Source organism: Amycolatopsis sp. N2S4-7, from assembly GCF_058119595.1.
Map to the genome: position 1 here is coordinate 674,798 of NZ_CP172299.1, position 14,304 is coordinate 689,101.

Here is a 14,304-nt window from a genome sequence, read left to right on the forward strand (position 1 = left end):
CCCGGCCAGTCCTTCGAAGGGCCGATTCACCCCTTCGGGCGGCAGCCCAGCTCCGTGAGCACGTACCGGGCGTTGGCCGAGATGACCGGGTTGGTCGTGCGGTAGTACGGCAGCTGGATCACCGCCATCGACAGCGCCCAGCCGCGGCCGCGCGCCCAGGTCGCCTCGTCGGCGCCCACGGCGTCGCGGAAGAGCGGGCGCGTGGCCGCGGACAGCAGGTTCCACGCCGGGATCAGGTCGCACGCCGGGTCGCCGAGGCCCGCCGTGGCCCAGTCGAGGACCCCACTCAGGCGGCCTTCGCGCAGCAGGAGGTTGCTCGGCATCAGGTCGGCGTGCAGCCAGCACGGCCGCCCGGTCCACTGTGGAGCGTTCAGCGCCTCGGTCCACACCGCGAGGGCCGCCTCGGGGTCGAACGGCTCGCCGGTGCGGCTCAGCGACTCGATCGCCCGGCGGGTGGCCTCGTCCACAGCGGACAGCGGCTCCCCGCGGTAGGCCGGGGGACCGTCCGCCGGGTTCGCCCGGAGCGCGAGCACGAACTCCGCCAGGTCCCGGGCCGGTGCCGGGGCGCCTTCGACCGCCGGTGCGCCGTCGAGCCAGCGGTGCACCGCCCACGGCCACGGATAGCCCTCGGCGGGTTCGCCCACCCCGGCGACGACGGGGACCGCCACCGGGAGCCTGCCGATCGCGGTGAGGACCCGGTGCTCCTTCGCGATGGCGGAGGCGCCGCCCGCGGTGCGGGGGAGCCGGACCGTCAGCTCGGCCCCGAGGCGGAACACCGCGTTGACCGTGCCGCCGGAGGCCAGGGGAGTGATCGGCAGGTCCGCCCACCGCGGGAACCGCCCGCGCACCAGCCGCCCGACGAGCGCGGGGTCGATGACGTGTTCGTCGGCGTGCATCCGGCCCATGGACTCACCGAACCACCCGCGTCAAAGCCATTACGGTGAGCCCGGGCACCCCGGATTGCACGACGATGCATAGCCGTGCATAATCATTCGCATGTCCAAGGTGCTCACTTCCCTGCCCGTCGGCGAGCGTGTCGGTATCGCCTTCTCCGGTGGCCTCGACACTTCCGTAGCGGTCGCGTGGATGCGCGACAAAGGCGCGGTCCCCTGCACCTACACCGCCGACATCGGCCAGTACGACGAGCCCGACATCGCGTCGGTGCCCGGCCGGGCCACGGCGTACGGCGCGGAGATCGCGCGGCTGGTCGACTGCCGGGAAGCGCTGGTGGAGGAGGGGCTCGCCGCGCTGACCTGCGGCGCCTTCCACATCCGCTCCGGCGGCCGCAGCTACTTCAACACCACCCCGCTCGGCCGCGCGGTCACCGGCACGCTGCTGGTGCGCGCGATGCTCGAGGACGACGTCCAGATCTGGGGCGACGGCTCCACCTTCAAGGGCAACGACATCGAGCGGTTCTACCGCTACGGCCTGCTGGCCAACCCCTCCCTGCGGATCTACAAGCCGTGGCTCGACGCCGACTTCGTGACCGAGCTCGGCGGCCGCAAGGAGATGTCGGAGTGGCTGCTGGCGCACGACCTGCCCTACCGGGACAGCACCGAGAAGGCCTACTCCACCGACGCGAACATCTGGGGCGCCACCCACGAGGCCAAGTCGCTGGAGCACCTCGACACCGGCCTCGAGATCGTCAAGCCGATCATGGGTGTGGCGTTCTGGGACCCCGAGGTCGAGATCGCCGCCGAAGACGTCACCATCGGCTTCGAGCAGGGCCGGCCGGTGACGATCAACGGCAAGGAGTTCGCCACCGCCGTCGACCTCGTGCTGGAGGCCAACGCCATCGGGGGCCGGCACGGGCTCGGCATGTCCGACCAGATCGAGAACCGGATCATCGAGGCCAAGAGCCGCGGCATCTACGAGGCGCCGGGCATGGCGCTGCTGCACGCGGCCTACGAGCGGCTGGTCAACGCGATCCACAACGAGGACACCCTCGCCAGCTACCACAACCACGGGCGGCAGCTCGGCCGCCTGATGTACGAAGGCCGCTGGCTCGACCCGCAGGCCATGATGCTGCGCGAGTCGCTGCAGCGCTGGGTCGGCACCGCGATCACCGGCGAGGTGACCCTGCGCCTGCGCCGCGGCGAGGACTACTCCATCCTGGACACCACCGGCCCGGCGTTCAGCTACCACCCGGACAAGCTGTCGATGGAGCGGACCGAGGACTCGGCGTTCGGCCCGGTCGACCGGATCGGCCAGCTGACCATGCGGAACCTCGACATCGCGGACTCGCGGGCCAAGCTCGAGCAGTACGCGAGCCTCGGCATGGTCGGCAGCACCTCGCACACCCACCCGAAGCTGATCGGCGCCGCCCAGGCGGCCTCGACCGGCCTGATCGGCGCGATGCCCGAAGGTGGCGCGGAGGTCATCGCCTCGCGCGGCAAGGCGGGCAACGACGCCCTGCTCGACAGCGCCGCGATGGAGTTCGGCACGGACTGACCGCGGTCCGGAGGCCACCACGTCCGCCGCGGTGGCCTCCGGCGCGGTCAGGGCACGAGCACGACCTTGCCGGTGACCGTCCCCGTTTCGGCCAGGGCCAGGGCTTTCGCGGCTTCGGTGAGCGGGATCCGGGCGGCCACCTGCGCCTTCAGGTCCCCTTTCACGGCCAGGGCGAAGACGGCGCCGAGGTCCTCGGCGAGGCGGGCGCGGAACCGGGGGAGGTTCCGCTTGCCGCCCCACACGTTGTAGAAGTGCGCGCGGCGGCGGTTCGGCAGCGCGTTCCACCACCACAGCCGCGCGAACAGCTTCAGCACCGGCAGCCGCGAGTTGCCCGGGTCGTCCTTGGTCGACGCGCTGCCGTAGGCGACCAGCGTCCCGCCCGGCGCGAGCAGCCGGAACGAGTCGGCGATGCCGGGGCCGCCGACGTGGTCGAACACCGCGTCGACGCCGCCGGGCGCCAGCTCGCGCACCCGGGCCGGCACGTCGCCGCGGTAGTCGAGGGCGGTCGCGCCGAGCGCCGTGACGACGCCGGCGTTGCGCGCCGAGGCCGTGCCGATCACGCGGATCCCGGCCGCGCGGGCGAGCTGCACCAGCGTCGTGCCGACACCGCCGCTCGCACCGTGCACCAGGATCGTGCCCCCGGCGCGGACCCGGGCGGTCCGGTGCAGCAGCTGCCACGCCGTGATCCCGTTGACCACGAACGTCTCCGCCTCGGCGGCGTCGAGCCCGGCGGGCACCGGGACCAGGTCGGCGGTGTCGAGCACGAGGTGGCTGCTCCAGCCGCCGACCTTGGTCAGGGCGGCCACGCGGCGGCCGGCCAGGGCCGGGTCACCGGCTTCGAGCACCGTGCCGACGACGTCGTACCCGGGGACGAACGGGAACGGCGGCTGGTCGTAGTACTTCCCGCGGCGCATCTGCTGCTCGGCGAACGAGATCCCGCTCGCCTCGACGCGGACGAGGGCCTGACCGGCGGCGGGCGGCGGCAGCTCGCGCTCGGTCACCCGCAGGCCGTCCGGCTCGACGAGGCCGGGCAGGACGATTTCGACGGCGGTGGTGGTCATGGGACTTCCCTTCGGTTGTGAGTGATTGGTCAATCACTCGATGGGCGTGAAAAAGGCCCCGGCGCGCGGGGCCGGTTCAGTTCTTGCCGGGGTGGCGGATGCCGGCGGCGAGGACGCCGGCCCACTCGCCGGTGTGCTCGTCGAGGTCGAGGGTGACGATCAGGTGGCAGAGCTGGCCGTACGCGACGAACCGCTGCACCGCGTCGTCTTCGGCGCCGGAGCGCGACCGGGCGAACTCGGTCACCTTGGCCAGCCCGCGGCGCACGGCGTCGGCGATCTCGGGGGTGTCCGTGGCGGACTGGGCGTGCACCTGGAGCATCAGGAGGTTCCGGTCGGCGATCAGCTCCGCGTAGGCGCCGCCCATTTCGTGCAGGATCGCGGCGGGCCCGGCGTCCCCGGCGCGGGCGGCGCCGTTCGCCAGGGCGCGCACGACCAGTTCGTAGCACCGGTCGAGTGCGGCGACGAACAGGGAAACCTTGCTGGGGAACAACTTGAAGACGTAGGCCGGGGAGATGTCGGCCCGCGCGGCGACGGTGCTGATCGGCGTGCTGTGGTACCCGCCCCGCGCGAACTCGGCGATGGCCGCGTCGACGACGACGTCCCGCCGGGCGTCGGAGGTGGAGAGGGTGGCGCCGCGCTTCGTCATGTGAGTGACTGTACACTCACTCTTGCCGGGAGGGCAACTCAGCCGGGTTCGGGGGAGCCGCCCATCATCCGCAGCATGCCGATCCCGCCCGTGCGGGTGAACCGCACGACCAGCGCCGCCGCGAGCGCGAGGAACGCGATGTTCAGCCACGTCGTGTAGTTCCAGGAGAGGCCTTCCCGCATCACCGTCGCCGAGCGCCCCTCCGGGATCAGGCCCGTGACGCCGAAGAGCAGCTCGACGACGTACCCGGCGCCGACCATCGAGGCGTAGAACGTGCCCAGCAGTACCAGCGTCATCCGGGTGCCGTAGTACTTCCGGTAGATGTTCAGGATCGGCAGGATCAGCAGGTCGGCGAAGATGAAGGAGACGACGCCGCCGAAGCTGATGCCGCCGTTCCACAGCACCGCGGCCAGCGGCACGTTGCCGATCGAGCACACGAAGGCCAGGACCGCCACGACCGGCCCGATGATCGGCCCCCAGACCGCCGACGCGACAGGGTGCTCGGTGAAGAACAGCGCCCGCCACCACGATTCGGGGACCCACGCGCCGACCGCGCCGGCGATGAGCAGCCCGATCACCAGGTCGCGCAGGATCGCCGCCCACTCCATGACGAACACGTGCGCCACCGCGGTGAGGCCGTCCGCGGAGAACAGCCGCTGCCGGAAGGTGCCCGGCCCCTGGACGGACATGTCCATCGCCGCGTGGCCCTCCATCGAACCCGCGAGTCCCTTTTCGGCCTGCTCCCGGGCCTTCTCCAGCAGCCGCCGGCGGACGAAGAGGCGGAACAGCACCGCGAGCAGCACGATCATGATCGGGCCGCCGACGAACTCCGCGGCCGTGAACTGCCAGCCCATCAGCAGCGCGAGGATGATCCCCAGCTCGACGACCAGGTTCGTGGAGCCGATCTCGAACGCCATGGCGGCGGTGAAGTGCGCGCCCCGGCGGAACAACGACCGGGCCAGCGCGACCGCGGCGTAGGAGCAGGACGACGACGCCGCGCCCAGCAGGGAGGCGACGGCGAGGGTGCGCGGCCGGTCGTCGCCCAGCAGCCGCACGATCGTGGACTTGCGGACGACCGCCTGCACGACCGCCGACAGCAGGAAACCGAGGATCAGGGCCCAGAGGATCTCCCAGGTCATCGACCCGGCCAGCGCCAGTGCCTCGCCGATCGCGGCCACGGCCGTCTCCTCCCGTATCGCCCACGGGACGCTACCCGCGCCGCCGCGCGCCTGCCAGGCGAGCGCGCCCGCCACGTCCACAGTGGACGCGGCGGGCGCGGTGGGCGGTGGCACGGCGGGTGGTGGCGCGGTGGTCGCGGTGGCACGGCGGGGGCGGTGGGCGCATTGGCGCGGTGACGCGGGTGCCGCAGTGGCGCTGCCCCGCGGTGGCGCTGTCCCGCGGGAGCGCGGTGGGCGGGTGCCGCAGTGGCGCTGCCCCGCGGTGGCGCTGTCCCGCGGGAGCGCGGTGGGCGGGTGCCGCAGTGGCGCTGCCCCGCGGTGGCGCTGTCCCGCGGGAGCGCGGTGGGCGGGTGCCGCAGTGGCGCTGCCCCGCGGTGGCGCTGTCCCGCGGGAGCGCGGTGGGCGGGTGCCGCAGTGGCGCTGCCCCGCGGTGGCGCTGTCCCGCGGGAGCGCGGTGGGCGGGTGCCGCAGTGGCGCTGCCCCGCGGTGGCGCGGTGGGCGCCGTGGGCCCGGTGGCGTTGCCCTGCGGTGGCGCCGGTGGCGCTGTCCCGCGCGTGGCGCAGCGGCCCGGTCGCGCGGGTCAGACCCCCGCGGTCGTCGAGATCCAGTCGCGGTACTTCGTGATGTTGATGTAGGCGGTGTAGGACTGGCGGTCGCTGGTGGAGGCGACGCCGACCTGCTTGCCGTGGGCGTACATGGGGCCGCCGGAGTCGCCGCCCGCGGTGATGCCGTCGCCGCGGTGGGCGCACACCGACACCCCGGCCGCGCCGTCGGGGCAGTCGGTCGAGGTGACGTTCACCGTCGCCACCTTGAGCAGCTGCGACTGGCACTCGATCTCCGGCTTGTCGGTGCAGGTCGCGCCCCAGCCGTAGACCTGTGCCTGGTCGCCGACCTTGACGTCGCCCTCGCTGCCCAGCGGCGCGTACTCGGTCGGCACCTGCTGGTCGATCCGCACCAGCGCGATGTCCGCGTCCGGCGCCTCGTGCACCGAGGTGGCGTTGACGGTGGTGCCCTTGGTCTGGTCGAGGTCGCCGACGTGGAAGCTGATCGGCCGGCCGTCGGCGCCCCGCGTGCAGTGGCGGGCGGTGAGGATCCAGTCGGGCGCGACGAGCGTCGCCGAGCAGATCTCCTGGCCGCCGGCGAACATCCGGGCCGCGGAGTGGAGCGAGCCGGCGTTGCCGCCGTCGATGATGGCCGGCTCGGCGGCCAGGGTCGGCGCCGCGGCCGCCAGCGCCGACAGGAGAACGCCGGAGACGACTACGCCGGTTCGCGCGATACGCACTGGGGGATCAACCTCCATCCGCGGACCCGGGGTCTCGCGGTGACGAGTGGTGAAGGACGCACCTACCGTCACCGTTGTGGGTGAATGTCCGGAACCCGCCGATGGTCGGTCAAGGAAATGCCCGACTTTCGTCGTGAGCCGTCCGGCGGAGCGTGCCCCGGACGGCGTCCCGGCAAACGAGTGACATCGATGATCCCGGTGTCCCGGATGTGGGCGATTTCCCCACGGGTCGCCCGGGCGTCCGGCTACAGTCCGGCTGCTCGGTTCCGCCTGGGGGCGGCCACGGGAACAGGGGGCACGCGATGGCGCCTGAAGTGCGGTTTCACCTGCTCGGACCGCTGACCGTGACGGTCGCCGGCCGGCCGCTGCCGCTGGGCGGGGCGAAACAGCGGGTCCTGCTGGCGCACCTGCTGCTCAACGCGAACCGGACGGTCGCGCCCGGGCAGCTGGTCGACACGATCTGGCCGAGCGAACCGCCGACGTCCGCCACCGCGAACCTGCAGACGTACGTGTGGCGCCTGCGCCGGCTGCTGCCGGAAGGCGCGGAACTGCGCACCCAGGGTCCGGGCTACTCGCTGGCCGTCGACCCCGGCGGTGTCGACGCGCACCGGTTCGCCCGGCTCGTCGGCGACGCCGCGCGCGAGGCCAAGGACGGATCGCCCGAGACGGCGCTGAAGCTGCTCGCCGAGGCGGAAGCGCTGTGGCGCGGTGACCCCCTGGAGGACCTGCCCACCGCGCCCGCCTGGGACGCCGAACTCGGCCGGCTCGTCGAGAACCGGCTGGCCGCCGTCGAGGAACGGCTGGCGCTGCAGGTGCGGCTCGGCCGGCACGACCCGGCGATCGCCGAGCTCACCGTGCTGCTGGCGGAACACCCGTACCGGGAACGGCTCTGGCAGCAGTACCTGCTCGCCCTCGCCGGCGCGGGCCGCCGGGCCGAGGCGCTCCAGGCGTACACGACGGCCCGGGAGCGCCTGGTCACCGAGCTCGGCGTCGAACCGGGACCGGAACTGCGGGCGCTGCAGGCCGCGATCCTCGCCGGCGAGCCGCTGCCCGGGCCGGCCGCGGCCGCGGACCGCCCGTCGCCGCTGCGGCAGCTCCCGGCGGACCTCCCGGACTTCACCGGCCGCGAGGAGTACGTCCGGGAGCTGGAAACGGCGCTGGACGCGGGGCCGGCGCCGGTCGTGCTGACCGGCGCGCCCGGCACCGGCAAGACAGCGCTCGCCATGCACGTCGCCCACCGCCTCGCCGGCCGGTTCCCGGACGGCCAGCTCTACGTGGACCTCGCCGGCACGGGCGCGCCGCGCGACCCCGCCGAGGTGCTCGCCGACTTCCTGCACGCCTTGGGTGTCACCGGAAACACCGTCCCGGCCGGGCTCGGCCAGCGGGCGGCGTTGTTCCGCTCGCGGCTGGCCGGGCGCCGGGTGCTGCTGGTGCTGGACGACACCGCGACCGCCGCGCAGGTCCGCCCGCTGTTGCCCGCCGACGCCGGGTGCGCCGTGCTGGTGACGGCCCGCGGGCGGCTGCCCGAGCTGGCGGGCGCGAAGCACGTCGAGCTGACCGTGTTCGGCGAACACGAGGCTTCGCAGCTGCTCGCCGGGGTCGCGGGCACGGACCGGGTCGTCGGCGAGCCGGCCGCGGCGGCGGCGATCGTGCGCTGCTGCGGTTACCTGCCGCTGGCGATCCGGATCGCCGGGGCGCGGCTGGCCGGGCGGCAGGCGTGGAGCCTGCGCACCCTGCACGACCGGCTGGCCGACGAGTCGAGCCGGCTGAGCGAGCTGCGCGTCGGCGATCTCGGCGTCCGGCCCAGTTTCGAGCTGAGCCTGCGCCAGCTGCCGCCGTCCGCGCGGACGGCGTTCGGCCGCTCGGCCGTGCTGGGCGCGCAGGACTTCCCGAGCTGGGTCGTCGACGCGCTGCTGGACCGCGCCGGCACGCACGAAGTGCTCGACGTGCTCGTCGACGCGAACCTGGTTTCCCTCGTGGGGCAGGATTCCAGCGGGCACCCGCGGTACCGGCTGCACGACCTGCTGCGCTGCTACGCGGCCGAGCTGCTCGCCCAGGAGCCGCTGCCGGCGCGGCGGGAGACGTTGGCGCGCGTGCTGTCGGTGCTGCTGGCGCTGGCGAAGGCCGCCGCGGCGGGCCTGCCGCCCGCGTTCGGCGCGATGACCGGGCCTCCGCTCGGTTCCCCGCCCGTGCCGGAGCGGCTGGTGGCCGACCCGCTCGGCTGGTTCACCGCCGAACGCAAGCTCCTGGCGGCCGCGGTCCAGCTCGCGGCCGACGCGGGTCTCGACGAGCTCGCCTGGCAGCTGACCGCCGCCGCCGTCCCGTTCTACGACCTGCGCGGCGCCTACGACGACTGGCGGCGCAGCCACCTGACCGCGCTCGCCGCGGCCGAGGCGGCCGGCAACCGCGCGGGCGCGGCGGTGCTGCGCCGCGGGCTCGGCCAGGTCCGGCTCTACCACGACGAATACGCGGCGGCGGTGCGGGACATGGAGCGTTCGGCGGAGTTGTTCGCCGAACTGGGCGACGTCCGCGGCGAGGCACTGGCGGTGGCGGGCCTCGGCACGGTGGCCCGCGTCCGCGACCGCCCCCGGGACGCGCTCGGCTTCTACCGCCGGGCGCTGGCGGGGCTGGAGCGGGCGGACGACCGCAGCGGCGTCGCCCAGATGCGCAACTCGATCGGCTCGACGTACGCGTTGCTGGGCGAGTTCGCCGAGGCGGAGACCTGGCTGCGCCGGGCGCGCGACCTGGCGCGGGAGATCGAGGACCCGCACCGCGAGGCGAAGGTCCTCACCGAACTCGGCACCCTGCACCGAGACGCCGGCCGGCTGCCGGAGTCGTTGACGTGCCTGCGGCTGGCGCTGAACATCCTCGAGGAACTCGACGACGAACGGTGCAGTGCGTACGCCCTGCTGGGCATCGGCCAGACGCTGCTGGCGGCGGGCGAGCCGGTGCAGGCGCGCGGGGTGTGCGACCGGGCGTTGAGGGTGTTCCGCGAGACGGGCAACCACCAGGGCGAGACGACGGGACTGGCGTTGCTGGAGCAGGTCCAACGGCGCCGGAGCCCCTCCGCCGCGGCTCGGGCTTGAGGGGCTTCCGGGGAGTTCGCTCGGACGGCCCCTGGCGATCTCGCCCTGTCTGTTTCCTCGCCGCCTGGCGCGTGCCTCGATCCGGGGGTGCTGGCCTTGTTCCGCGGGTTCCGCGTGATTGATTGGGGACGGGGCTCGCGTGATCGGGGGCGGAACTCGCGTGATTGCGAGGGGCATCAGGCCACGGCCGGCCGCCGGGCGGGGGAACGCGCCGGCGGCCTGGCCCGGTCAGTTGCTGTTGCCCGGCTTCCAGCCGAGGTAGTTGCTGAAGTAACCCTGGCGGGCGTGGCCGATCGCGCCGTTGACGCTCGTCGCCCAGACGCCGCCGCTGCCGTCCGCGATGCCGACGTGGCCGTAGGCCGAGATGTTCCAGAACACGAACGCGCCGCGCGGCGGGGTGCCGGTGGTGTGGCGGGCGCCGTCGGAGGAGCGCCAGTGCTCGATCGCGCTCGCGTGGTGCGTGACGCGGTCCCACGCCAGCCGGACGGCCCTCTCGCAGTAGCCCTGGTAGGCGGTGCTGCCGTTGCGGCTGGAGAACCACGCGATCGCCTGGCTGGCGGTCCGCGCGGCGGCCAGGTCGGTGGCCGAGTCGGTGATGACCGCGCCCGGGTCGGCGATGTCGGCGGCGGTGACCTCCGAGTACACCTCCGACGGCGGGGCGGTGGCGGCCGAAGCGACGCTCGCGCCGCCGAAGAGCAGGGCGGCCGAGAGCGCGGCCGCCTGGCAGATGGTCCTGGTACGCATGGGTGTCTCCCTCAGTGGACCGGGACTCGGTGCCCCGGCGTCGACGGGAACGACCTTGCGCGCGGCCCCTACACCGCCACTACACCGCCGCTCTCGCGGTGCTGACGCGGATGAGTGCCCGCGCGCCGGAAACTGTCACGTCCCGAAAGGGTGAATGACAATTCCCGCGCGCCCGACCGAAAGGCGCGTGACAAATTCCGGCCCGCCGGGAAAACGGAACTCCCGCGCGTTGTCCGGTTGGGAAGTTTCCACCTACTATCCGCAAGGGCGTTCAACGACGAAAGGACTTGATATGACGGAAACCCTCGTGCGGAAAACAGGCCGTCGATTCCTGGGAATGGGCGTGGCCGCGCTGCTGGCGGGCGCGGTGGCGGTCGTTTCCGCGGGACCGGCCGCGGCGGCCGAGAAAACGCTCACCTACCGGGGCGGCTTCCCGCTCATCGGCGACCAGACGGTGACCGTCGTGGTCAAGGCCGACATCCCCGCGACCGCCACCGCCGGCTCGCCGGTCTCGGTGCCGTTCAGCCTCGACGTCGACGCCGGCCAGGCGGCCGGGGACGGCCTGCGCCTCGTCGGCGCCACGAAGCTTTCGGGCACCATCAAGTCGCAGGTGAACGTCGCGATCGGCGGCCAGTCGGTGGCCATCCCGGTCGAGCTGCCGATCCCGGAGACGCCGGTGCCCGCCGAAGGCACGCTGAAGTTCACCGCGCAGGGCCAGGTCGACTTCACCGTCCCGGCCGGCACCCCGGCCGGCGAGGCGACCAGCAGCGTCGACGCCGCGGCGACCACGCACGTGATCACCGACAGCAGCCTCGGCGAGTTCGACGTCGCGCTGGCGCTCGACCCGCCGGACCAGGACGCCACCCTCGGCACGACGACGGTCGGCTGACGCTTCCGGCGGGGAGGCCCGCGCCTCCCCGCCGGAACCGGCCGCGGGAACGGGCCGCGGGAACGGGCCGCGGGAACCGGCCGCGGGACGGGTCGCGGGAACCGGCCGCGGGACGGGTCGCGGGAACGGGCCGCCGGAACGGGCCGCGGGAACGGGCCGCGGGAACGGGCCGCGGGAACGGGCCGCGGGAACGGGCCGCGGGAACCGGCCGCGGGAACCGGCCGCCGGAACAGGCCGTCGGAACCAGCCGCCGGAACGGGCCGCGGGAACCGGTCTCCGGAACCGGCCGCCGGAATCCGTCCGGCGGCCGTGAGGCGATGCCGGAATCCGGCACCCAGCGAATGCCGGGATCCGCCGGAAACCGTTTCCTCCCAACGTGATCCTCCCTTAGTAGGTACCGGGGAAACAGTGGTGCGCGGAGTATTCCGTGCCACCACGTCGATGCGTCACCCCGGCTGGAGGGTCACTTCGTGAAAACCACTTCGAAAGTCCTTCGTGGACTAGCGACGCTTTCGGCCGTCACGGCCGCCGCCGTCGCGTTGCAGGCACCGGCCGCCGCGGCCGTCGCGCGCACCGAGCTCGGCATCACCATGCAGGCCCAGCAAAAGGACCAGTGGTGCTGGGACGCCAGCGGCAACACGATCGCCGACTACTGGGGCCATTCCCTGACCCAGACCCGGTTCTGCCAGATCGCGCACAACGAGTCGGGCAGCGACTGCGCGAACAACCAGGGATACCTCAGCGACCAGCAACGCGTGTTCCGCTACCTCGGGTTCTCCAACATCGGCTCGTACAACTCCGGCGGGCAGGTCCTTTCCTTCACCGGCATCAGGAACCAGGTCGACGGAGGACGGCCGATCGGCACCCGCATCGGCTGGCGCTCCGGTGGCGGTCACATGCACGTGCTCTACGGCTACGACAACTCCGGCGGCGCCACGCGCGTCGAATACGGCGACCCGTGGCCGAACAACAGCCGCTACAACTCGATGAACTACGACACCTACCGCTCGAACAGCCAGTTCCAGTGGACCCACACGCTCTACGGGATCGAGGGATGAGCATGCTGAAGAAGGTGCTGGGCGCGGCCGTGCTGGCCGGCGCCGCGATGCTCACCACGGCGGGCGCAGCGGGCGCGGCCACCGGCCCCGACGGCGTCCCGACCGCGGCCGACACCGCCGCGATCGGGCAGCTCACCGGCGGGACGGCGACGCTCGGCCGGCTGGCCTCGACGAAGTTCCCCGGCGCGCACGCGGCCGCGGCGCCCGGTGCCGCGGCCGACCCGCGCACCCAGGTCGCGGTCTACGAGCCGACGGCGGGGTTCGTCGCCGGGACGTCGGACGTCCCGGCCGCGCTCGCCTACGTCGCGGTGCCGGCCCGGACCGGGGACGGCACGGCGGCCACCGTCTGGGCCGAGCGGCAGGGTGCGGCCTGGGCCGTCGTGAACGTCGCGTCCGGCGACTGCGAACGCCGGTACGCGCAGACCGCCGCCGGCGGGTACCTGCTGCACGAGCCGCAGGTCAACGCCTGGTACGCGGTGCACGGCGACTCCGTGACGGTCCTGGACGGCTCGGTCACCGGCCTGGCCCCGGGCACGAAGCTGGCCCTGCAGGACTACCGCGCCGCGCTGCACGAGCGGTACGCGGACAAACTGCCGGGCTCGGCCTACGACCGCGGCGGCGCGGGCGGCGGCTACGGCGGCCGGGAGCGCGCCGTCCCGGCCGCGGACCCGGCGGACGTGCCGGTCCTGCCGTTCGTGGCCGGCGGCGTCCTGGTCCTGGTGGCGGGCGCGGTCGCGGTGCCGCGGCTGCGACGCCGGTAGGACCGCGGGCCCGGCGGCCCTTGGCAGGTGATCATGACCAGGCCACAATACGCCATGCCCGTTTCCGCCGGTGCGCAGCCGGAACCGGCGCGACCGGGCCTGAGCGCCTCGGACCTCGCGCTGGTGGAAGCCCTGCAGCGCGACCCGCGGGCGCCGTGGACGCGGATCGCCGCCGCCGTCGGCACCGACGCGACGACGGCGGCCCGCCGCTGGGACCGGCTGCAGGCCGCCGGGCTGGCCTGGCTCACCGCGTATTCGACCGCGCCGACAACCACGGTCGGCTACGTCGACCTGGCCTGCCGCCCGGACGCCCTCGGCGCCCTGACCCGCGAGCTGTGCGGCTGGCCGTCGGTGTTCAGCGTCGAACGCACGACCAGCCGGTTCCCGCTGTTCCTCGGCCTGGCCGCCCGTGACCTCGACGCGCTGGACGCCCTGGTCACCGGCCGCGTCGGCGCCCTGCCCGGAGTGCGCGAAGTCCGCTTCGCCGTCGCGACCCGCGTCTACCGGGAGGGCAGCGGGTGGCTGGTGAACGCGCTGGGCCCGGAACAGCGGGCGGCGCTCGACGAGACGGCGGTGCAGGCCCGGCTGGTCGTCCCGCAGCAGTGGAACGACCGGGACCTGCGCGCGCTGGTCGAGTCCCTCGGCGAGGACGGCAGGCGCAGCTACGCCGAGCTGGCCCGCGACTGCCGGATGAGCGAGTCGGCGGTGCGCCGCACGCTGGCGCGGATGCTGCGCAACCACGAGCTGGACTTCCGCTGCGACCTCGCGCACGTCCCGGCGGGCTGGCCGGTGATCGCGGGCTACCGCGTCGACGTCGCCCCCGGCGACCTCGAGCGCGCCGGCACGGCGATCGCGCAGCTGCCGGAGACCCGGCTCTCGGCGGCGGTCGTGGGGGAGGGCAACCTCGTCGTGTCGGCGTGGCTGCGGGTGCCGGCCGACTGCACGGGCTACGAGACGCGGCTGGCGGGCGCGGCGCCCGGCGCGCGCATCCTCGACCGCGCGATCACCCTGCGGATGCCGAAGCGGATGGGCCGGCTGCTCAGCCCGCACGGCCTCGGCGGCACCCACCAGGCGATCATCCCGGCGCGCTGAGCCCCTCCGGGCGCCGCGTAGGGTCGGGAGCGGGATCCGGGACGGTGGAAGGAACT

Annotated in this window: 12 protein-coding genes; 6 read left to right on the forward strand and 6 right to left on the reverse strand. The window is 73.9% G+C overall.

Features of this window, described 5'->3' with window-relative positions; all coding sequences use genetic code 11:
• Positions 1-26: 26 nt before the first annotated feature.
• A complete protein-coding gene (locus ACH54P_RS03180; RefSeq protein ID WP_489910803.1) occupies positions 27-905 on the reverse strand; it encodes an aminoglycoside phosphotransferase family protein in 879 nt (292 codons plus the stop codon).
• A 91-nt stretch (positions 906-996) separates the two neighbouring features.
• Here ACH54P_RS03180 and argG point away from each other — a divergent pair, with 91 nt between their 5' ends.
• Positions 997-2,451 carry an argininosuccinate synthase gene (argG, locus tag ACH54P_RS03185; RefSeq protein ID WP_489910804.1) on the forward strand — a complete coding sequence of 485 codons (1,455 nt, stop codon included), beginning with the start codon at positions 997-999 and terminating at the stop codon, positions 2,449-2,451.
• A gap of 47 nt (positions 2,452-2,498) precedes the next feature.
• Here argG and ACH54P_RS03190 read toward each other — a convergent pair whose 3' ends face one another.
• From ACH54P_RS03190 to ACH54P_RS03205, 4 genes are all read right to left on the reverse strand, one after another.
• Positions 2,499-3,512 carry a medium chain dehydrogenase/reductase family protein gene (locus ACH54P_RS03190; protein ID WP_489910805.1) on the reverse strand — a complete coding sequence of 338 codons (1,014 nt, stop codon included), beginning with the start codon at positions 3,510-3,512 and terminating at the stop codon, positions 2,499-2,501.
• 76 nt (positions 3,513-3,588) lie between these two features.
• A complete protein-coding gene (locus tag ACH54P_RS03195) occupies positions 3,589-4,158 on the reverse strand; it encodes a TetR/AcrR family transcriptional regulator (RefSeq protein WP_489910806.1) in 570 nt (189 codons plus the stop codon).
• A gap of 38 nt (positions 4,159-4,196) precedes the next feature.
• Positions 4,197-5,450, reverse strand: coding sequence for a permease (locus ACH54P_RS03200; protein WP_489910807.1), 1,254 nt, complete (start codon positions 5,448-5,450; stop codon positions 4,197-4,199).
• A gap of 466 nt (positions 5,451-5,916) precedes the next feature.
• Positions 5,917-6,618, reverse strand: a complete 702-nt coding sequence (locus tag ACH54P_RS03205; RefSeq protein WP_489910808.1) for a S1 family peptidase — start codon at positions 6,616-6,618, stop codon at positions 5,917-5,919.
• Positions 6,619-6,920: 302 nt separating this feature from the next.
• On the opposite strand from ACH54P_RS03205, the gene ACH54P_RS03210 reads away from it, so the two are divergent.
• Positions 6,921-9,704: an AfsR/SARP family transcriptional regulator gene (locus ACH54P_RS03210; protein WP_489910809.1), complete on the forward strand. Its 2,784-nt coding sequence runs from the start codon at positions 6,921-6,923 to the stop codon at positions 9,702-9,704.
• A gap of 228 nt (positions 9,705-9,932) precedes the next feature.
• On the opposite strand, the gene ACH54P_RS03215 is transcribed toward ACH54P_RS03210, so the two are convergent.
• A complete protein-coding gene (locus tag ACH54P_RS03215) occupies positions 9,933-10,448 on the reverse strand; it encodes a hypothetical protein (protein WP_489910810.1) in 516 nt (171 codons plus the stop codon).
• Positions 10,449-10,740: 292 nt separating this feature from the next.
• Between ACH54P_RS03215 and ACH54P_RS03220 the strand changes: the two genes are divergently transcribed.
• The 4 genes from ACH54P_RS03220 (at position 10,741) to ACH54P_RS03235 (ending at position 14,248) form a co-directional block, all read left to right on the forward strand.
• Positions 10,741-11,337 (forward strand): DUF6801 domain-containing protein, encoded by a 597-nt coding sequence (locus ACH54P_RS03220; RefSeq protein ID WP_489910811.1) that lies wholly within the window; start codon positions 10,741-10,743, stop codon positions 11,335-11,337.
• Positions 11,338-11,807: 470 nt separating this feature from the next.
• Positions 11,808-12,395, forward strand: a complete 588-nt coding sequence (locus ACH54P_RS03225; RefSeq protein WP_489910812.1) for a papain-like cysteine protease family protein — start codon at positions 11,808-11,810, stop codon at positions 12,393-12,395.
• A complete protein-coding gene (locus ACH54P_RS03230; RefSeq protein ID WP_489910813.1) occupies positions 12,392-13,156 on the forward strand; it encodes a hypothetical protein in 765 nt (254 codons plus the stop codon). The genes ACH54P_RS03225 and ACH54P_RS03230 overlap by 4 nt, the downstream gene beginning before the upstream one ends.
• Before the next feature lie 33 nt (positions 13,157-13,189).
• Positions 13,190-14,248: an Lrp/AsnC family transcriptional regulator gene (locus tag ACH54P_RS03235; RefSeq protein WP_489910814.1), complete on the forward strand. Its 1,059-nt coding sequence runs from the start codon at positions 13,190-13,192 to the stop codon at positions 14,246-14,248.
• Positions 14,249-14,304: the final 56 nt, after the last annotated feature.